Below are 20,419 nucleotides of genomic sequence, written 5' to 3' on the forward strand. Positions count from 1 at the left end.
ATCCTTAGCATATCTCTACTCGACAAAACTCCTATAAAAGAAGTACTTACGAAATACGATTACAAAAATGTCAAAGAACTAAAAAATAAACAATTAATAATCAGCGGGTTTTAAGTGCCCGCTTATGGTTCTAACTCTAAAAAATGAATCATGAAAAAAATTGCGTTACTTGTATTAGGGCTATCCTTTCTGATGATGGGATGTACCAAAGAAGACATGTATGAAAACGAAGCTGATGCTGTTTTAAAATCGGCGGAAACCAAATCCTACCAGGCTAAATTCACTGAAGACGGATACATGACACCCCTGTTTTGCAACGGAGAAATGGTAGATTATGTATCCGGAAATATTCGTTCGCACTGGCGTGTACATTACAAAGACGGGGTACGCGAATGGATCATTATCAATTTTAGCGGCACGTTAACCAGCACCAACGGAGAGGTGCTAACCATTCGCGAAACCGATAAAATAGATTTCGAAGAAGGTATGGATCCTGTCTATTTGATTCGGTGGAATATTATGGGACAAGACGGCAGTCATTACATCGGATCGGGTTATGTCGACAGGACCACCTGGGACGTAGTACCCGAAATGACGGTTTGTCCACCGGAAAACCAGAAACAATAATTTGCGTATGAAGAAAGGAGGTTCAGCCTCCTTTTACTTTTTATACACCATCCGATGAAAACAGAAGAACTAAAACGGCTGCAGGCTCCGCTTAAAAAAAAGTACGCCGACGATCCCGAATCGGCCATTATTACTTTGCATGCTACGGGTAAGCTGGGCGAAGGAATTTCGTGTAAAGTAGACATCGGTCGGGCACTTACCCAGGCAGGTCTGCATCCGGCAACGGGTGGCGACGGAACCATGCTTTGTTCGGGCGATCTGCTGCTCGAAGCACTGGTAGCCTGTGCCGGAGTTACACTAAATGCTGTAGCAACTTCCATCGGAGTCACCATCAAAGAAGGGAAAGTAAGGGCGGAAGGTGACCTCGATTTTAAAGGGACTTTAGGAGTTTCGAAGGAAGTTCCGGTGGGTTTTAAAAACATTCGTTTGTATTTTGAGCTCGATTGCGATGCCGACGATGAAAAGAAACAAACCCTTCTGAAACTCACCGAACGTTATTGCGTTGTTTTTCAAACCCTTGTATCAGCCACTCCGGTAAGTACCAATATTCACGCATTAAAACAATAACAGACAGAAACTCCCAACAAACGAATCAAAACCTACTGCCCGGCTTCTGCAAAAGGTATCTACTTTTTTATACCTTTAAACCACTCAAAATCAAAACAGTAAATGACCAGTAAGCGCCTTTATTACATCGACAACCTCCGGATTTTCCTGATCAGTCTGGTGGTTCTTCATCATCTTGCCATTACCTACGGAGCCCCTGGTGGATGGTATTACAACGAAGCAGAAGCCGGACTTCCGGAGATCATACCCTTGTCGATGTTTGTGGCTTCGAACCAGGCCTTTTTTATGGGGATGTTCTTCTTTATCTCTGCATTTTTCCTGGTTCCGTCGCTCCAACGCAAAGGCACCGGGCGTTTTGTTTCCGACAGGCTGATCCGCCTGGGAATTCCGACCGTGCTTTTCTTTTTTATTTTGAATCCCCTGACCAACTTTATTGCCAACCACTATATCCGCAAGCAGGAGCCCGGCCTACTCGAACATATTTTTTCGGGGCGTACCTTTGGTTTCGGCCCCATGTGGTTTGTGGAAGCGTTGTTGATCTTCACGGCCTTTTATCTTCTAATCAGAATGACTCCCCTAAAAATCCGTATCCCTTTTCCCGGAACAAAAAAAATCCTATCCGCAGCTCTTTTAATCGGAATGGCGCAGTTTATCATCCGTATTTGGCTGCCCGTTGGCTGGAGCTGGAGTTTTACAAACTTTCAGTTTCCGTTCTTTGTGCAGTACATTGTTCTGTTTGCTATTGGAACCATAGCCTGGCAAAACAACTGGTTGGAACATTTTAACCGAAAAATGGGAATACAGTGGTTCCTTTTTGCACAAGCGCTTATTTTTATTGGCTTTCCGGCGGTATTTTTAGGGGGCAAAGCAATAAGCTCCGGACTTGATCCTTTTATGGGAGGCCTTACCTATCAATCCTTTTCGTATGCTTTGTGGGAACAATTGGTGGGTTTTTCGTTGATCATGGGTTTACTCGGAATTTTTAAAGACCGGTTTAACGCTCAGCCAAAATTCGCCCGGCACTTATCCGAAAGCGCTTACGGTGTATTTGTTTTTCATGCCCCTCTGATTGTTGCTTTAAGCGCTGTTTTTCTGCCACTTTCCATTCCGCCCTACCTTAAATTTCTGGTTCTGGCACCTTTGGCTTTGCTGCTCACTTTTCTTACCGCCTGGCTGGTCAAGCAACTTCCGGTATTCAAAAAGATATTTTAAACTAAGCACACTCCCCAGCGATTTCATATTGGTTGAAAATTGCATCTCACAGAAAATCTACATCTTTACCGGAAAGTAAAAAGAGAAGATGTCAGATAAATTCAGGCGAATTATTCGCACTGTAGTTCCCGATCCATTTATTGCCGGAATCCTGTTGATGATTTTGCTGGCCCGTTTTTTCCCAGGTGTTGGAGCAGAAGGCAGCACTATTGAATTACGGGTGCTGATTAAATACGGCATTACCCTGCTTTTCTTTTTCTACGGACTGAAACTCGATCCGGCACGATTAAAACATGACCTTGGAAACTGGCGACTTCATGTTGTTATTCAGGCTATCACTTTTCTTGTGTTTCCGTTTTTACTGCTTTTATTCTACCCGCTTTTCAGGGGAAGCGACCAGAAAATTTTATGGCTGGCTGTTTTCTTTCTGGCAGCTTTACCCAGCACCGTTTCTTCATCGGTGGTGATGGTTTCCATAGCCGGGGGAAATATTCCGGCAGCCATTTTTAATGCCAGCATTTCAGGAGTGATCGGCATCATTCTTACACCTGCCTGGATGGGGCTTTTCCTCGATCAGCAAGCCGGTTCATTTTCATTCGGTCCTGTAATTCGCGATCTAACGTTGCAAGTGCTGGTACCGGTAATAGTAGGACTTATTCTGCATCGTTCCTGGGGGGACTGGGCCAACCGCAACCGGAAACGCATCAGTTGGTTTGACAAATCAGTGATTCTTACCATTGTTTACCGCAGTTTCAGCGAATCGTTTACCAACGGCATTTTCACTAGTATTCCGGTGCATTCACTCCTTATTTTGTCTGCAGGTGTCATCGCCCTTTTCTTTATCGTTTTTGAAGGAACCAAATACCTTACCCGCAAACTGCATCTCAACCGCGAAGACCGGATCACCGTTCTTTTTTGTGGTTCGAAGAAATCGCTGGTTCACGGTTCGGTGATGGTAGGAGTTCTCTTTGCAGGAAGTACTTTGGGCAGTCTGTTCCTGGTTCCGGTGATGATCTATCATGCTTTTCAGCTGTTTTACATCAGTGTTGTGGCCGGAAAGTATGGCCGCGAAATTCAACATTAACAGCCACATTTCCACTGCTTTCCTCCTTTTGAGTTTTCCGCTGCAAATGATATCTTTACAAGAGTCATTTATAATCAGAACCAATGAAACGCAAATGAATTTTCTTCATTCTAAATTCAAAAACAAGAATGATTAAAATTTATGTGAGTTCCTGAATGTCTTCAAATTTTTTGAACATTCAGAAATCAAAAAATTTTATACAGATGAAACGAAGACATTTTCTGCAAACCGCAGGTACTGCTGCAACTGCCGTTAGCTTATCAGGACTTTCAGCTTTTACTTCCCCTGCAAGTGTCAAAAATCCGCTGCCGCGCTGGAAAGGATTTAATCTGCTCGATTATTTTGCTCCCGCCCTGAATGGTGGAGGACGACCACAAACCACCGAAGAACAATTTAAATGGATGGCCGACTGGGGTTTTGATTTTGTGCGTCTTCCGATGGCTTATCCCCGATATATTGATTTCGATCAGCAACGAAATATTACACCCGACGATGTGCTCAAAATCAACGAAAAGGAAGTTGATAAAATTGAAGCACTGGTTGACAAGGCCAACAAACACGGACTTCATATTAGCCTGAACCTGCACCGGGCACCGGGCTTTTGTGTGAATGCCGGGTTTAACGAACCGTACAATCTCTGGCAGGACAAAGAGGCGCAGGAAGCCTTTTATTTCCATTGGGGAATGTGGGCCAAACGTTTTGCATCCAAAACTCCCGACCAGATCAGTTTCGACCTGGTAAACGAGCCCTGCACCCGCGAAGATATGAACGATCAGTTTTCAAAACGGGGAGCCATCCCGGGGGCTTTGTACCGCGAAGTGGCTCAAAAAGCCCTGAACACTATCCGGCAATACAACCCGAAACACCGTGTAATGGCCGACGGAAATAACGTGGGCAGCGATGTGATCCCCGAGTTGTTTGATCTGGAAATCGGACAAAGTTGCCGCGGTTATTTTCCTCATTATATCTCGCATTACCGCGCACCGTGGGTATTCAAAAATCCGGATGACGCGCCAAAACCCGTTTGGCCGGGAACCATTGACGGAAAGTATTTCGACCGCAGCAGTATCGAGAAATTCTATGCGCCCTGGATTGAAGCTGTGCAAAAAGGAGTGGGTGTGCACTGTGGCGAATGTGGTTGCTGGCAGGAAACCCCGCACGATGTTTTCCTGGCCTGGTTTAACGATGTGCTGGATGTGCTGACCCAGCATGGAATCGGATATGCACTTTGGGAATTTAACGGAACTTTCGGCTTACTGAATTCCGGAAGAAAGGATGTGGATTACGAAGACTGGTACGGCCAGAAACTCGACCGTGGCCTGCTGAATTTACTCATGAAATATTAATTCTTCCCATAGAAATTCTGCTTACAATGAACGTTTGTAGTTATTGGCGTGTTTTCTATCTTTAACAAAAGAAAGAACAATGCAGACAGAAAATCTAACGGCACTTATTCAGGCCATTCCGAAAGCCGAATTACACGTACATATTGAAGGGACTTTTGAACCCGAATTGATTTTTGCTTTGGCAGAACGAAACAGTATTCCGTTAAAATACGCGGGCGTTGAAGCGCTTCGTAAAGCTTACGAGTTTAAAAACCTGCAAGAGTTTCTCAATATTTATTACCAGGGAGCAAACGTATTGTTGCAGGAACAGGATTTTTATGATCTGACCATGGCTTACCTGAGTCGTTGCCGCGAAGAAAACATTGTGCATACCGAAGTGTTTTTTGATCCGCAAACCCATACACATCGCGGAGTTGCGTTGGATACAGTGGTTAACGGGATTCAGAAAGCATTGAATGATGCACGCGAACAATGGGGAATTACCAGCCTGTTGATTCCAAATTTCCTGCGTCATCTGAGTGAAGAAGATGCGATTTCCACTTTCAGGGAATGTCTGCCGTTTCGCGAATATTTTGCCGGATTTGGCCTTGATTCTTCCGAGTTAGGTCACCCGCCCATCAAATTTGAGCGGGTTTTTGAAATGGTTCGTAAAGAAGGCTTTCGTGTGGTAGTACATGCCGGCGAAGAAGGCCCCGCACAAAATATTTGGGACAGCCTGAACTTACTGCATGCCGAACGTATCGATCACGGTGTGCGTTCCATCGACGATCCGGAGTTGCTGAAGGAACTCGCCAAACGTCAGACTCCGTTGACGGTTTGTCCGCTTTCCAATTTAAAACTAAAAGTGGTGGACAATTTGAAGGATCATCCCCTAAAAAAAATGCTCGATGCGGGTATTATGGCAACTGTAAATTCTGACGATCCGGCTTATTTTGGTGGCTATCTGAACCAGAATTTCCGGAAAACGGCTGAAGCACTGAAGCTATCAAAAGAAGAAATACTAAAGCTTGCCAAAAACAGTTTTAAAGCCAGCTTCCTCAGCGAACATGAAAAAGAGCGATGGATCGCTGAACTCGCTGCTTTTTGAGCAAACTTCGTTAAAACGAAACAATAACACCGATGGTGGGAAGCACCGTTCCCGATTTGTTTTCAATCACATTTAGCTGATAGCGGGTACCGTTGTCGGTCAGCAGAAAATTACCACTGGCATCGGTTGCCCGCACCACAATATCGTTGGTTTTGGCCTGAAAATTATACAGATTCTGAATGTCGATGTAAAACTTGGTCGTGATCTTTTCTCCGTAAATAGCCTTATCTACCCGCACATCCAGCTGATGAAAAGCAGGCTGACGCTCGCTGTTAAGACGCGAAAAATCGTAGTAAGGGCCGCCACTCAGGTTCCAGGCTTCCACCAGCGACGACTTGTCCAAATCCCACGGAGTGTAAGGCAAAGCTCCCACATACCGCCAGCGGGCTCCAAGGCTCCAGCCTTTTTTCAGGTCTTTGGTAGTGGTCAAAACGAGCAAATGCTGGCTGTCCCAGCTCGAAGGAATATATTGTTGGCTGCCGTTTTTAAACTCGCTGCGCACCAGCGTGTAAGAAAGGTTGAAATTAAAGCCCTCACTCGAATTAATGCGTGCCTGAAATTCCGCCCCGTAAGCTCTTCCTTCAGAGCTTGAAACCACTTCCTCATCACCAATCACACCATAATCGGCTCCCTTATTCGCCAGGCTGATCTGGTCTTTCACCGAAAACGGATAGTCGGCATAGCTTTTCCAAAATGCTTCAGCCGAAAGCTGAACCGTTGATTTGGGTCGAAATTCAAGCCCTCCAATCAAATGATCCACTGAAATATATTTCAGCTTGTTTTGCTTGTTCACCAGCACATCGTCCTGTTTGAAACCCAGCGAAGTGTACGACGGCAACTGGTAATAGCGCCCCGTGTTAAAATTAAGACTCCATTGCGGGCTCAGTTTGTACGAAGCCGAAAACCGAGGAGAGATCTGTTCCAGCAGGTTGTTCATGCTGGCCGAGTAATTGTTGGCGTCGGTACGTACACCCAGCGAGAGCGCCAACCGTTCGTCAAAAACATTTTTACTAAGCTGAAAAAAGAGCGAATATTTTAGCAACGAAAGATCGGCGTCGTAATTTACCTGTTGCAATTCTCCTTCGTAAAAACGCCCTGAAACTGTGTTGTTCAGATAATTGACCACGTCAAGCCCTGCACCAAAGTTCAGCTTAAACCCGTCGATGCGGGAAGTGTTCTCGAGCCTGATCTTATTCTCTACTTCCTGCGATTCATAATCCAAAATCCGGTTATCCACGGTACTTTTGTCATTATCCAGGTACTTATCCGACAGGTTTTTCAACTGACTGCGGCTTACCACAAAAGTCTGATAGCTATTGTCGCGGTAATGCTTGTAAACAGCTCCCACAGTGTAGCTCCACTGGCGGTTCTCGGGCAGCTGGCTCAAAATGTATTGCTGTTCCTCATCCGGGTTTTCGATATCCAGATTCAGCTTATTCACATCGTAGGCCCCCAGCCCGATCAGCGTAAGTTCATTTTTTTGATCGAAACGGGTACGCACCTTAAACTGCATATCCGTGAAATTGGGCAGAAACGGCAGTTCCAAAGCGCTGAACAACAATTGCAGATACGAACGGCGCACCGAAAAAACATAGTTGGTTTTCTCGCCCAGCGGCCCGTCAAGGGTAGCAGCCACTTCCGAAGCACCGAGCGTTCCGTGAAACTGCATCTTCTCTTCGTTGCCGTCGATTTGCCTGAACTCCAGCACTCCACTTAAAGCATTGCCACGATTGGCAGGGAAAGCACCTGAGTAATAATTCACTTCCCGGATAAAATCGGCATTCAAAATACCCACCGGGCCCCCCGAAGCACCCTGTGTGGAGAAATGATTGATGTTGGGAATTTCCACATCGTCGAGAAAAAAGCGGCTTTCTGAAGGCCCGCCCCCCCGGATGATCACATCGTTGCGGTAAGCCGGCGTGGACTGAACTCCGGGAAAAGATTGAATAATACGCGAAACATCGCGGTTGGCACCCGGGCTTTTCTCTATCTCTCCCACCCCGATCGTCCGCATCGACAAGGGGCTTTCCATCGTCACCCGAAAAGGAGAAGCTTTAACCGTTACCTCATCAATGTTCTCGCGGCTTTTTTCCATCTTAATTTCGATGTAAGCATTACCGGCCTGCCGAACTTCCGTTTCAGATGAAATCACTTTCCGGTATCCCACAAACGACGCCTCTACCCGAATAAATCCGGACTCAAGACCTTTCAAAACAAAATGACCTTCGGTATCGGTAACCGTCCCAATACCCGTTCCGGCCACCACCACATTTACAAACGGAAGCGGTTCGTTACTGGTGGCATCTACCACTTTACCACTTAAACTTGCTTTTTGCGCCCAGGAGCATACAGGAAAAATAAGCAGGTATATAAAAACATGAATGATTCTCATTTGTTCTGTTCAATTTTTATTGCAAAATACTAAACAATGTCAAATCTCAAAAGTTGAGAGTTACTTCCCTTTTTATACCTTAGCAAAGCAAAATCAAAAATTTATGCGTGTAGTTATTCAGAAAGTAAAAGAAGCCTCCGTTACTGTTGAAGGAGAAAAGATTTCGGCAATAGAGACAGGACTGCTGGTCCTGGTGGGTATCGAAAGCGAAGATACAGAGGAAGATATATCGTACCTGGTAAAAAAGATAGCTCAGCTTCGCGTTTTTGATGATGAGAACGGGGTGATGAATTTATCAGTACAGGATGTGGGGGGCGATGTAATTGTTGTCAGCCAGTTTACGCTTCAGGCCAGCACCAAAAAAGGAAACCGGCCCTCGTACATTCGTGCGGCGCGGCCCGAGTTTTCCATCCCGATGTACGAGAAATTTGTGGCTTCGATGGAAGAAGCGCTGGGTAAAAAAGTTGGCACCGGTAAGTTTGGCGCCATGATGGAGGTAGCCCTGGTGAACGACGGTCCGGTAACCATTATCATTGATTCAAAACAAAAGGATTTTTAATTTTTCAGGAAATGAATTCGCAAAACATAAGCATAAAAGAAGCCCAGCAACAAGTAGATGAATGGATCAAAACCATTGGAGTACGCTATTTTAGCGAGCTGACTAACATGGCTATACTTACCGAAGAAGTGGGCGAACTGGCGCGCATTATGGCGCGAAAATATGGCGATCAGTCGTTTAAAAAGTCGGATGAAGAATACAAGCTGGCCGACGAAATGGCGGATGTTCTGTGGGTGTTGATTTGCCTGGCCAATCAAACCGGTGTTGACTTAAGTGAGGCATTTATCAAAAATATCGGGAAAAAAACAACAAGGGACAAAGACCGTCATCAAAACAATGAAAAACTGAAATAAACGCGAAAATCTGGGATTTTGATCAGTTCAGAACTTTATTCCATCCAATGAAATGAATTTGCAAGTTCCGGAAACTACCTGGTTCCAATCTCTAAAAACCGCCAATATTAAGCAGCTTTAAAACATTTGCTGTGAGTAGACTTCGGTGACTATTATCGTGTTTTAATCCCGGAAAATTTCCTTACTTTGGCTATGCAACAAAAGTTGCATTCATTCCGAATTAACAAGACTTAAAATAATAAAATGGAAAATATCGATTGGAATAATCTTGGTTTCGGCTACCGAAAAACAGATTACAACATAAGATGCACCTATAAAGATGGCGCCTGGGGTGATCTGGAAGTTAGCGACAGTGAATATTTTACAATGCACATGGCTGCCTCTGCCATTCATTACGGGCAGGAAGCGTTTGAAGGCCTGAAAGCATTCAGAGGAAAAGACGGCAAAATCCGTGTTTTCAGAATGGATGAAAATGCCAAACGTATGCAGGATTCGGCCAACGGAACCTTGATGGCCCGCTTTCCGCAGGAAAAATTCATGGAAGCCGTAACCAAAGCGGTAAAACTTAATGAGAGGTTTGTTCCTCCTTACGAGTCGGGAGCTTCGCTGTACATTCGCCCGGTGCTGTTTGGCACAGGAGCCGAAATTGGTGTAAAACCGGCCCGCGAGTACATGTTCATCCTGTTTGTGACTCCGGTTGGTCCGTATTTTAAAGGCGGTTTCCAAACCACTCCTTTCGTGATTATGCGCGAATTCGACCGCTCTGCTCCGCTTGGAATGGGAAAATTTAAAGTGGGCGGAAACTATGCAGCCAGTCTTATTGCCGGACAAAAAGCACACGAGTTGGGCTATTCCAATATTTTCTATCTCGATGCAAAAGAGAAAAAATACATCGATGAATGTGGTGCAGCCAATTTCTTTGGGGTAAAAAATAACACCTACATTACACCCAAGTCAGAATCTATTTTACCATCCATCACCAACAAGAGTTTGATGGTTTTGGCCGAAGAAATGGGAATGAAAGTAGAATGCCGCCACGTTCCGGTGGAAGAGCTTGCTACGTTTGAAGAAGCCGGTGCCTGCGGAACAGCAGCTGTTATCAGCCCGATCCAGCGGATTGACGACTACGATACAAAAGAATCGTACGTTTTCTCGAAAGACGGAAAACCAGGCCCCATCAGTGAAAAACTGTACAATAAGTTACGTGCTATTCAGTATGGCGATGAGCCGGATAACCACGGCTGGGTAACTGTTATTGACTAATAAGGATACTTCGCCTCATTCAGGTGGTGAGAGAAAAAAAATCAAACTATCAGATATTTAGAGCCATTTCTTTTTTAGGAATGGCTCTTTTATTTTCATGAAGTTGTTGCAGATTACCTGATCATTGAGCCCCCAATATCCCTTTTTCAAAACAGATACTAGCGTTTCATACCTGTTTGATAATGTTTTATGAACTCCTGGTATTCTTCTTCAAAAGTAGTTCGCCGGTGATGTTCCGGTTGATTTAAAATATATCTGCAAACCCTGTCTACATCTGATTTAGAAACCGAAAAAGCTGAAGCTGATTGCTGCCATGCAAATTTTCCTTTTATCAATTGGTTTGAATTAATAAATCGCTCAGAACTATTGGCAACTACCAAAACCAATTCCAATTCAGAAATGGAAGGAGAGCGGGAAACAAGCATATGAACATGCTCTGGATTTGCATAGATCGCATATAATTTTGATGAATTGTTAGAAACAATACCCGTTATGTATTTTTCAATTCTTTCCCGGATTTCTTCCCTGATAACTGGCATTCGCTGATAAGTAGTAAGGACAAAATGAGTGTAAAGGTTGTTATATTCAATCTTCATGTCTGATAAGGTTAATAAGGTTTATTTCAAAATAATTTTCTTAGCTACCAAGCTCAATATCATAAAAATAAGGTTTTACACATTCTAATCAAGCTTGCAGAAATACCTCCATTTTAAAACACATTCAAAATGGAGCAGAAATAAACCTTATTCTTTGCTTACCAAGCTTAGTAGACAATTAAATTATACAAAAACCAAAACCTTATTACCTTATTTTTCAGGGATAAATACTAAGTTGGACGTGTTAAATAGAAACAAAAGTATTTTCCCCTGTAACTTCCTGTTCACTCGCCCGTCATATGCAAATGAACAGTGTTTGAAAACGAATGACCGTAAACGAATATAACCAGGCTGTTGATGAATATTCGGACCGTTTGTACCGGTTCGTCCTTAAAAGCATTAGGGACACGCACAAGGCAGAGGACATTGTGCAGGACAGCTATGAAAAGCTGTGGAAAAACGTGGAAAATGTTAATGCCGACAAAGTAAAGGCTTATTTATTCACCACCGCTTACCACACCATGATTGACCGGATACGAAAAGAAAAACATTCGGTTTACGCCGACGACCTTATTCTTCCGGAACAGGGACAGGAAAACAATTATACCGACTTGTCGGAAATATTACGGGAAGCAGTAGATAAATTGCCCGAAGTACAGCGAATAGTAGTGCTGCTGCGCGATTATGAAGGATACAATTACAAAGAAATTGGTGAGCTTACTCACTTAAGCGAAGCACAGGTAAAAGTGTATATTTACCGTGCCCGGGTATTTCTGAAAAAATACATCGGAAGCATTGAGGCGGTTGCATAAGAAGAAAAAAAGTTGAACATGAAGATCACAAGACAAAATTACGAGGCATATTTCATCGATTACCTGGAAGGTAAGCTCGATGAACAGCTGGTGGATGTCTTTATCGACTTTCTGCAACAAAATCCCGATCTGAAAGAGGAACTTGAACTTTTCAGTGCGGTAAGTGCCGTACCCGAATCGCATACATTCAATAAAAAGAAAAAGCTTTATCACGAAAAATACGACCTCGAAAGCGAGTTCAACCAGGCGGCAGTTGCCAAACTGGAAGGTGACCTTTCGCAACAGGAAACCGAAGACTTTGAAAGGTATATTTTAGCTCATCCTGAAAAACAGGAAGATGTTGATCTTTTTGAAAAAACCCTGCTAAAAGCTGATGTGAACATCGTGTTCGAAAAGAAAAATAAGCTTTACAAACGTACTGTAGGAAAGACAATTATGCTTTGGGCTTCCCGGATATCTGCTATGTTTATAGTAGGATTGGTGATTTTTAGTGTGATGACAAAAAATGACAAAGATCCCGAATCAATTCATCAGCTTGCCCAGATTGAAGAACCCAAAAACCCGAATACAGATGCTCAGCAGAAAATCGTTTTCACGCAAGAGCCAGCCGCTGAAAATAAAAAAGTAACAGAAGTAACGGAAAAGTCTGTTCCTCAAAAAACAGAAACAAAGAATAGTACCAAAACTCAGGAAGTTATTCAAAAAAATATTCAGGCAGAAAAACCTGTAACACAAAGGATTCGCATTGAAATACCAAAAGAAATACAATCGCTTACAGCATCGCTCGATGTTCAGCCTGCCGCCGAAACACTGGAAACGATGTACATTTCAATTCCTGAAACTCCGCAATCCAACGTTGAAGAACGCCTGCTGGCAGATGTAGTACTCGAAAAAACCGGGCTCGACAACCTCTCCATCAATAAGATTAAAAAAGCCGGATTAAAACTGGTTTCGGGCTTTACCAAAGACAATCTTACCTACAAAACCGATGATGAAGGCGAAATAACCGAGATCAACTACGATTCTCGTTTACTGGCGTTTACCATTCCTAACAATCCGAAAGAAAAAGCCGACGGTAAATAACTGGGTATTTTTCGGGCCTTTTTTTATTCTGCTGTAACTTTTCCATTAAGCAGCCCGTCACAGCATCAGAAACAAAAAATAGAAAAAGATGAAACGATTAATGACCTTATTTTTGTGCGGTGCTCTAGCCACCAACCTTTTTGCACAAGAAGATACCACCCAGGTAAAAGTTCTGAAAAAAAACGTGGTTACCGTAGTTGAAGACGGAAGAGGGACCAAAGTTAAAGTTGGAGAAAACAAAGGCGTTGAAGTAATTACCGACGACTGGGGCGATACCACCCGCATCAGGATCGGACGGCGGACTTTTGACGTGGTGGAAGACTGGCACGGGACCCATGTAAACGTAAGCAAAGAACCCAAAAGAAAAAACTGGGCCGGGAGTTTTAATCCGCACTGGGCGGGGGTTGAAGTAGCCATGAACCTGTTTAGCAGCACCGATTACTCGATGTATAACGGCAACGAATTTTTCGACCTCATTCCCGGAAAATCACTCACCTGGAACATCAATTTCGCCGAGTGGGCCTTCAAAAATGAGCAAAACAACTTCGCCTTTGTAACCGGACTTGGACTTAGTTTTTCGGATTACCGCTTTGATCGCCGCATTACGATCGAAAAAGATCCAAGCAGCGGAATCATTGTTCCGGTTTCGCTCGACGAACTGGAGAATTTCAACAAATCGAAACTGACAATGACTTACCTGACTGCTCCTTTGATGCTCGAAGGAAAAACACCGCTCCGGATGGGAGGATCGCATCTTTACCTGGCTGGTGGTATAATTGGCGGCCTACACATTGGTTCGCACACCAAAATTAAATACGACGGGAACAAAGATAAAGCCAGGGGCAACTTTAACCTTTCGCAGTTTAAATTTGATCTTACCGGAAGAATCGGATTCGGCGATTTCTGCGTATTTGTTAATTACGGACTTACTCCGTTGTTTAAAGACGGCAAAGGCCCTGAACTTAATCCGATGATGATCGGAATCTCGTTCCCCAATATCTAAACAAAATTTCAAACCATGAATGATATTACTCCCCGGTCGTTTTACCGGGGATTTTTTATGGCATTAACTTCTATTTCAACTAATTTTAGAGGGTAAACAGATAAGATGGAGTTTTTCAATTACTTTCCGCTGACGGGATTTCTGCTGATGCTCATTTTTGTGGTAGGCAGAATTTATCTCCTGAAGCAAAAGCAAATTCAGGTAATATCATCTTCTCAAAAGAACCGTTCATCAAAAGTGCTCTATCCTGTTTTTGCATTTATTTTTCTAATTTGGATTTTCGAGCTGATCCGACCAGCTTTTCAGGTTTCGTTCTCCCTTCTTCCAACATCTGTTACGACGCTGCTTTTCAATTTTTCAATATTAAAAAAGATTGGCATTATTCTAATTTTCGGTGCACTGATTCTTTGGATGATAACGCTGGTTCATTTCAAAACTTCGCTGCGAATGGGCCTGGATGAAAACAACTGCGGAAAACTGATCACAAGCGGAGTATTTTCGTTTTCTCGTAATCCCTTTTTCTTTTCGCTTGACCTCTATTTTCTTGGAGTGGCGTCGATGCTATCTTCTGTTTTTAACATCGTATTTTCGCTGGCAGCTATTATTGGCATTCACTTTTTTATTCTGAAAGAAGAACGATTTCTGCTTGAAAACTACGGGGAAGAATACCTAAACTATCAGCAAAAAACGGGAAGGTATTTTTGAAATTCTGAGCTTAACTACTGCTCGGTCGAAATAAAAAAATTGTTCTCTTTTCCCAGCCGGTAATCAAAACGCCCATACGATATTTTAGTGGTATTACCAATCGAATCTGTTACAGAAAACCCAAAAGTACCGGAAAAAATGGCGCTACTCAATGAATCGTTCAGTTCAACATTTCGGATATAGAGTTGGCCAATTCCCTTATGTTTATATGCTTCCTGATAATTTGATTCACGAATGTAAAATGCCTTATTTGTTACTCCATCAAGTGCAATTTTTTGTCCTTCCAAATGGCTTATATCCTCAAATCCATCCACTTCCGATTCATGAAGAGAAAATTCAATACTTGAATGCCCGTTTTCGGCACTTCCGTAAAAGCATATAACCAGGCTATCTTTTTCAGGCCATACATTCACCAAGGGAGCGTATGAATACCCATACAAACTCCACGTTAACTGTGATTCCCATACTTTGTTGCCGACAAAGGCACCCGCAACATTGTTGCCGCTCTCAGTGTATTTTGGAAGCCGTGGATCGATTGGATCAGGAACAAATATACCGTTGCAGGCGAACAGCCCAATCGCCAGACCTGCCATCCATAGCTTATTTACCAAACGCAATTTTTTCATTCCTCAATTTGATTTTAATGCCTGCCGAAAAGCAAACGTTGTAGATGTCATTTATATCTCTGTCAAAATTTCCCATTTCATCAATTACCACATAATCCAGCATATACCTCAGACCATAAGTAGCCCTGGAATAAAAACTAATTCTTGAGTTATCGAAAACACTTATTCCCAACACCAGTCCCGTATCGAAATGCCTGTATGTTTTCATTCCCTGCTTGATACTCGTTGACATCAACTGGCTTAGTTCAATCCCGCACTGAATCGAAAAAAAAGGGTATGGCTCATAATTAACTAAAATAGGTAATGCCATGTAATTAAAACGGAAAGTATAATCCTCGGCGAAGCTTTGCTGATAACCCTTTTGTGAGAAAATCAGTTCGTTCGTAATGGATAATTTTTCGAGGCTTTTTATCGGATAATACTGAACACTTACCCCAAAATGATAAGCTGTAAGCCCTTCTTTATTTTCCAATGAAACATCGTTTCGTACATCGCTAAAATTAACGCCCCCGATTACTGCAATTTGTGCCTCGGCTTTCAATGCAAAAACAAAGAACAACCAACACAACGCGAACAGCTTAAAAAACAGCGTTGGAGATTTACAGGAGACAATTTTGGGAATTTTCATAATTCAGGTTATTGGTTTATTAGCAGATGATAAATACAATCCGATGGTTGCGTTGATTGATAAAACAATTACAATAATTGAAAATAGAGTTTTTTGTCACCAGCTATCTTTTACAAATTAAACCTGATAACAAGAAATCGTGTCTTGCCCTGAAATAAGGTGCAAATCAGACAATAACTTGACCGATCCCAATATCAATGAATGGGTTCATCAAAACACCTTTTCCCCACCAATCCAGGTACTTTCCACTTTCGCTTTCAGTACTTCTTCGGGCGTGGCTGTCATTAAATCGGTATCAAGTACCACAAAGTCTGCATATTTACCGGGTTCGAGGCTGCCTTTTTCTTTTTCTTCAAACGATGCTTTTGCGGCCCAGATGGTCATAGAACGCAGCGTTTGTTCGCGTGTCAAGCCTTCGTTCATGGGCCAGCCGCCTTCTGGCCAGCCATTATGATCGGTACGAAAAACCGAGGAATAAAAGGTAAACAGCGGCTCAATGTTCTCCACCGGAAAATCTGTTCCGTTGGGCAACCAGCCGTTTTGCTGAAGTAAAATCTGGTAAGCATAAGCGCCTTTGATCCGCTCCGGGCCCAAACGATCTTCCGCCCAGGACATATCAGAAGTACAATGCGTTGCCTGAATGGAGGGAACAATCGAATACTCTCCAAACTTTTGAAAATCCTCCGGATTAACAATCTGCGAATGCTCGATACGCCAGCGTCGGTCGTTCTTCCCTTTCAGAAACTTAGCATAAGTATCCAAAATCAAACGGTTACCGCCGTCGCCAATGGCATGGGTCGCCACTACAAAATTGTTATCGTACGCCAGCTGACAAATGCTGTCGTAATACTCCTGAGATTCTATCTGAAGACCACGATTACCGGGGTTATCCGAATAATCGGCTAAAAGCAGAGCTCCACGCGAACCCAGCGCGCCATCGGCATAAATTTTTATCGTGTTCACCAATAAACGGTCGGTTTGGTAAGCGCCTTTCTTTACAAAATATTCAAAGTTTTCCTGTGTTGGATCCAACATCGCGTTGATCCTCATTTTCAGGATCCCTTCCTTTTGCATTTCGTCCATCAGTAAAATGGCACTTTTACCTAAACCACAATCGGTTACAGAGGTCAATCCTGCCGCGAAACAATTTTTTTGAGCCGCCAGTAATCCTTTTTCATGTTGTTCCGGACTTATTTGGGGAACAAGGCTATAAACCAGGCTCATGGCATTATCAATCAAAATTCCGCCGGGCTTGCCATTCTTCAGCAATACTTCTCCCCCATTTACTTTCGACGATGAAGTTACACCAGCCATTTCCAAGGCTTTGGAGTTGCACCAGCCCGCATGCCCGTCAACCCGAACCAGGTAAACCGGAGTATCTGGAAACAATTCATCCAATTTTGTCTTATCCGGAAATTCTTTTACCTGCCAGTCGTTTTGATCCCAACTACGGCCCAGAATCCATTCTCCGCCAAATTTTTCGTGATGTGCTTTTATCACTTCATAAATTTCCTCCGGACTTTTGGTGCCGCGCAAGTCGGCATATTGCATCAGGTCAACACCGTATCCGTTGAAATGACAATGTGCATCATTAAATCCCGGATATACAAATTTGCCTTTTAAGTCGAGTGTTTTTTGCCCTTCGTATTTTGATAGTATCTCTTTGGAAGTCCCGGTGGCCAACACTTTCCCCTGATTTACAGCAAGGGCTTCTATAATCCTAAAATCATTATCGATTGTGTAAATCGTTGCATTGGTTAAAACCAAATCCACTTTTTCCCGGGTTGTACAGCCGATCATAAAAAACAGTATTACTAAAACCAAAAACAGCTTCTTCATCACCTAAGCTTTGAATTTTGCCAAATGTATGGATTAAAGTGCTATTCTAAAACATATACAAGTTACTGTTCAGCTGAATTTTATTTATAACTTTGCCGGCTGACAGAAAAGGCACAAACAAATGTTTACATTCGGAATATTTACAACCCACTTCCCCTATTTGGCTTTCCTGTTTTTTTATGCCTATTTTCTACTGTTTGGAGTTAAAGAAGCCAGTAACGGCAACATTCGTGTTACTGAAAATTCTCAACAGGTTGAATTTAATCTGAATACACAGCATGAAACTTACGTTTCCGACCTTGTTTATCACTTTGAAAATCAATATACAAAACAGGAAGAGACTACACTTCCGAAGATATTTCAACAACCTCACCGGAAAGGCCGGTTAAAAAGCACGCATTTCAAGCAGGATTCAAATCCAAACCTTTTTTTTTGTCGCCCCCCTCCGGTATTAGCATGAAAAACAAATGCCCTAATAATAACCTGTTCCCTATTTTCAAAGGAACGAGATACATCAACAAATTGAAACCATGAGAAAAACAGTAATGCTTTTAGCGGCGATGCTGCCATTTATTTCAGCGATTAAAGCACAAACAAATACATCACAGGATTCGATCAAACATTACCATTTGGAGGACATCGAAATAAAATCGCCCAAATACAACCGGAACATATTTGAGATTCCGGCAGCCGCGACAATGGTGCCCGAACGTTTGATTGAAAACAATAAAATTCAGAACCTGACCGATATTTCGGCGGTGGTTCCCAACTTTTTTATGCCCGATTATGGTTCGAAACTTACCTCTCCGGTTTATATCCGGGGTGTGGGTAACCGAATCAATACACCATCGGTGGGACTTTATGTCGACGGGATTCCCTACTTTGAAAAATCAGCTTTCAATTTTGATTTTTTTGATGTGGAACGTATCGAAGTACTGCGCGGACCGCAGGGAACCTTGTACGGAAGAAATGCCATGGGTGGCTTGATCAACGTGATCACCAATCAACCCGGCAATAAAAGACGCACAAGCGTTTCCGCCGATTATGGAAAGTTCAATCAAAAGAATGTGCAAGTTTCACACAACCAGCCAATCACCGAAAAACTGTCGGTTTTGGGTAACTTCAATGTGCGCGACAACGAAGGCTTTTTCACCAACCAATTTAACAATACAAAAGTGGATGCACTTGAAAGTTATTCAGGTCGGTTAAAACTGGCATACAATCCGTTAAAAAATTTCCATATCAACGGTAACATTCAGTACGAAGACAGCAAGCAAATCGGCTATCCGTATGCTGTGTTTAACGATTCAACCAACCGGGCGGGAGCGATTAATTACGACCATGAGAGCTTGTATAACCGAAAAATGCTGTCGACAGGGATTAACCTGAGTTATCAGGCCGAAAAATTTCTGTTTACCGCTACAACAAGTTATCAGTCGGTCAAAGATTTTCAGGATATCGATCAGGACTTTACTCCGGAGTCGTTGTTTTTTGTAATACAAAATCAAAAACAACACATGTATTCTCAGGAATACAACATGCAATCGTGTGAACAAAATCTGTATAACTGGATGTTTGGTATATTTTCGTTTAGCCAGTATCAGGATAAGTCGGTTACGGTAGAATATGGCGAAGACGGCCTCGCAAAATACCGGCTTCCCTATAACGAATATCGTTATACCAAGACCTACGGCAATAATAATTCAGGTCTTGCTTTTTTCCACCAATCAACTTTCGATTTAGGTGGGCTTTCATTTACTGTGGGATTACGCGCCGATTTTGAAAAAGCCATGCTGAGTTATTTCTACGACAAATTTCCAAACGGAGAACTTAAACCGGTTGAAACCTTTGCCAGTGAAATGGATTTCTTTGAAATTCTTCCGCGTTTTGCGCTAAAATACAGCATTTCAGAATATTTTGTTCCTTATGCAACTGTTGCCAAAGGGTATAATTCGGGAGGTTTTAATTCCACATTTGAACGTGAAGAAGATCGCTCTTTCAAACCCGAAGAATCGTGGAATTACGAGGCCGGTATCAAGGCAAAATGGCTGGAACAACGCGTATATGCCAACCTGGCTTTCTTTTATATCGACTGGACCAACCAGCAGATATACCAAACCGTGCCCAGCGGAACAGGCTCGATGCTGACCAACGCCGGAAAATCGGAAAGCAAAGGTGTTGAATTTGAACTCAAGGCACTGCCGGCAAAAAATCTTGAAACCTGGTTCAGTTTCGGTTACAACGATGCTAAATTTACCGATTACGTTAAAGACGAAAACGAAGACTACAGCGGAAATTATATTCCTTATGTTCCCCGTTTCTCATTTAATGCGGGTGCAAATTACACACTTGAACTCGACAATTCGTGGCTCGACCGTGTTCGTTTTCACGTTACCTACAATGGTTTTGGAAAGCATTACTGGAAAGAAACCAACGAAGCTTATCAGGATTACTACGGATTACTGAACCACCGCATCACCTTCGAAAAAAACAATGTGACACTGGCATTCTGGGGTAAAAATATTTTAGACGCTAATTACAATTCTTTCTATTTTCAGGCTTTGGGAAATTCCTATGCACAAATCGGGAAACCGGCAACCATGGGATTCAACCTGAAAATTGCATTCTAGCCGGCCG

At 42.9% G+C, this 20,419-nt stretch carries 19 protein-coding genes; 14 read left to right on the forward strand and 5 right to left on the reverse strand.

Annotated elements, in window-relative coordinates; translation table 11 throughout:
* Positions 1-150 precede the first annotated feature (150 nt).
* From MR764_RS18310 to MR764_RS18335, 6 genes are all read left to right on the forward strand, one after another.
* On the forward strand, positions 151-627 hold the full coding sequence (locus tag MR764_RS18310) for a hypothetical protein (RefSeq protein ID WP_247980906.1): 477 nt from the start codon (positions 151-153) through the stop codon (positions 625-627).
* 54 nt (positions 628-681) lie between these two features.
* A complete protein-coding gene (locus MR764_RS18315) occupies positions 682-1,194 on the forward strand; it encodes an OsmC family protein (RefSeq protein ID WP_247980907.1) in 513 nt (170 codons plus the stop codon).
* Between the two features lie 102 nt (positions 1,195-1,296).
* The gene (locus MR764_RS18320; RefSeq protein ID WP_247980908.1) at positions 1,297-2,406 is read left to right on the forward strand and encodes an acyltransferase family protein; all 1,110 of its coding nucleotides are present in this window, start codon (positions 1,297-1,299) and stop codon (positions 2,404-2,406) included.
* Positions 2,407-2,494: 88 nt separating this feature from the next.
* Positions 2,495-3,490 carry a bile acid:sodium symporter family protein gene (locus MR764_RS18325; protein ID WP_247980909.1) on the forward strand — a complete coding sequence of 332 codons (996 nt, stop codon included), beginning with the start codon at positions 2,495-2,497 and terminating at the stop codon, positions 3,488-3,490.
* A 203-nt stretch (positions 3,491-3,693) separates the two neighbouring features.
* Positions 3,694-4,836: a cellulase family glycosylhydrolase gene (locus MR764_RS18330; RefSeq protein ID WP_247980910.1), complete on the forward strand. Its 1,143-nt coding sequence runs from the start codon at positions 3,694-3,696 to the stop codon at positions 4,834-4,836.
* A gap of 79 nt (positions 4,837-4,915) precedes the next feature.
* The gene (locus tag MR764_RS18335) at positions 4,916-5,923 is read left to right on the forward strand and encodes an adenosine deaminase (protein WP_247980911.1); all 1,008 of its coding nucleotides are present in this window, start codon (positions 4,916-4,918) and stop codon (positions 5,921-5,923) included.
* A gap of 10 nt (positions 5,924-5,933) precedes the next feature.
* On the opposite strand, the gene MR764_RS18340 is transcribed toward MR764_RS18335, so the two are convergent.
* On the reverse strand, positions 5,934-8,315 hold the full coding sequence (locus MR764_RS18340) for a TonB-dependent receptor (RefSeq protein ID WP_247980912.1): 2,382 nt from the start codon (positions 8,313-8,315) through the stop codon (positions 5,934-5,936).
* Positions 8,316-8,418: 103 nt separating this feature from the next.
* On the opposite strand from MR764_RS18340, the gene dtd reads away from it, so the two are divergent.
* The 3 genes from dtd to MR764_RS18355 all read left to right on the forward strand — a co-directional run bounded on the left by dtd (position 8,419) and on the right by MR764_RS18355 (position 10,490).
* Complete coding sequence (gene dtd, locus MR764_RS18345) at positions 8,419-8,874, forward strand: D-aminoacyl-tRNA deacylase (RefSeq protein ID WP_233377161.1); 456 nt, start codon at positions 8,419-8,421, stop codon at positions 8,872-8,874.
* Between the two features lie 11 nt (positions 8,875-8,885).
* Complete coding sequence (locus MR764_RS18350) at positions 8,886-9,227, forward strand: nucleotide pyrophosphohydrolase (RefSeq protein ID WP_247980913.1); 342 nt, start codon at positions 8,886-8,888, stop codon at positions 9,225-9,227.
* Between the two features lie 243 nt (positions 9,228-9,470).
* Complete coding sequence (locus MR764_RS18355; protein ID WP_247980914.1) at positions 9,471-10,490, forward strand: branched-chain amino acid aminotransferase; 1,020 nt, start codon at positions 9,471-9,473, stop codon at positions 10,488-10,490.
* Between the two features lie 158 nt (positions 10,491-10,648).
* Here MR764_RS18355 and tnpA read toward each other — a convergent pair whose 3' ends face one another.
* Positions 10,649-11,086: an IS200/IS605 family transposase gene (gene tnpA / locus MR764_RS18360; protein ID WP_233377165.1), complete on the reverse strand. Its 438-nt coding sequence runs from the start codon at positions 11,084-11,086 to the stop codon at positions 10,649-10,651.
* A gap of 326 nt (positions 11,087-11,412) precedes the next feature.
* On the opposite strand from tnpA, the gene MR764_RS18365 reads away from it, so the two are divergent.
* From MR764_RS18365 to MR764_RS18380, 4 genes are all read left to right on the forward strand, one after another.
* Complete coding sequence (locus tag MR764_RS18365; protein WP_247980915.1) at positions 11,413-11,898, forward strand: RNA polymerase sigma factor; 486 nt, start codon at positions 11,413-11,415, stop codon at positions 11,896-11,898.
* A gap of 18 nt (positions 11,899-11,916) precedes the next feature.
* The gene (locus tag MR764_RS18370; protein WP_247980916.1) at positions 11,917-12,981 is read left to right on the forward strand and encodes a hypothetical protein; all 1,065 of its coding nucleotides are present in this window, start codon (positions 11,917-11,919) and stop codon (positions 12,979-12,981) included.
* An 88-nt stretch (positions 12,982-13,069) separates the two neighbouring features.
* A complete protein-coding gene (locus tag MR764_RS18375) occupies positions 13,070-13,984 on the forward strand; it encodes a hypothetical protein (RefSeq protein ID WP_247980917.1) in 915 nt (304 codons plus the stop codon).
* Between the two features lie 105 nt (positions 13,985-14,089).
* Positions 14,090-14,689, forward strand: coding sequence for an isoprenylcysteine carboxylmethyltransferase family protein (locus tag MR764_RS18380; protein ID WP_247980918.1), 600 nt, complete (start codon positions 14,090-14,092; stop codon positions 14,687-14,689).
* 14 nt (positions 14,690-14,703) lie between these two features.
* Here the strand turns inward: MR764_RS18380 and MR764_RS18385 are convergent, their stop codons facing one another.
* The 3 genes from MR764_RS18385 to MR764_RS18395 form a co-directional block, all read right to left on the reverse strand.
* Positions 14,704-15,315, reverse strand: coding sequence for a hypothetical protein (locus tag MR764_RS18385; protein WP_247980919.1), 612 nt, complete (start codon positions 15,313-15,315; stop codon positions 14,704-14,706).
* A complete protein-coding gene (locus MR764_RS18390; RefSeq protein WP_247980920.1) occupies positions 15,290-15,943 on the reverse strand; it encodes an outer membrane beta-barrel protein in 654 nt (217 codons plus the stop codon). Before MR764_RS18390 ends, MR764_RS18385 begins: the two co-directional genes overlap by 26 nt.
* A gap of 210 nt (positions 15,944-16,153) precedes the next feature.
* Complete coding sequence (locus tag MR764_RS18395) at positions 16,154-17,782, reverse strand: amidohydrolase (RefSeq protein ID WP_247980921.1); 1,629 nt, start codon at positions 17,780-17,782, stop codon at positions 16,154-16,156.
* A gap of 530 nt (positions 17,783-18,312) precedes the next feature.
* Between MR764_RS18395 and MR764_RS18400 the strand changes: the two genes are divergently transcribed.
* Positions 18,313-20,412, forward strand: a complete 2,100-nt coding sequence (locus MR764_RS18400; RefSeq protein WP_247980922.1) for a TonB-dependent receptor — start codon at positions 18,313-18,315, stop codon at positions 20,410-20,412.
* The last annotated feature ends 7 nt before the right edge of the window (positions 20,413-20,419 follow it).

It is taken from the genome of Maribellus sp. YY47 (genome assembly GCF_023111095.1).
Taxonomy (GTDB): domain Bacteria; phylum Bacteroidota; class Bacteroidia; order Bacteroidales; family Prolixibacteraceae; genus Draconibacterium.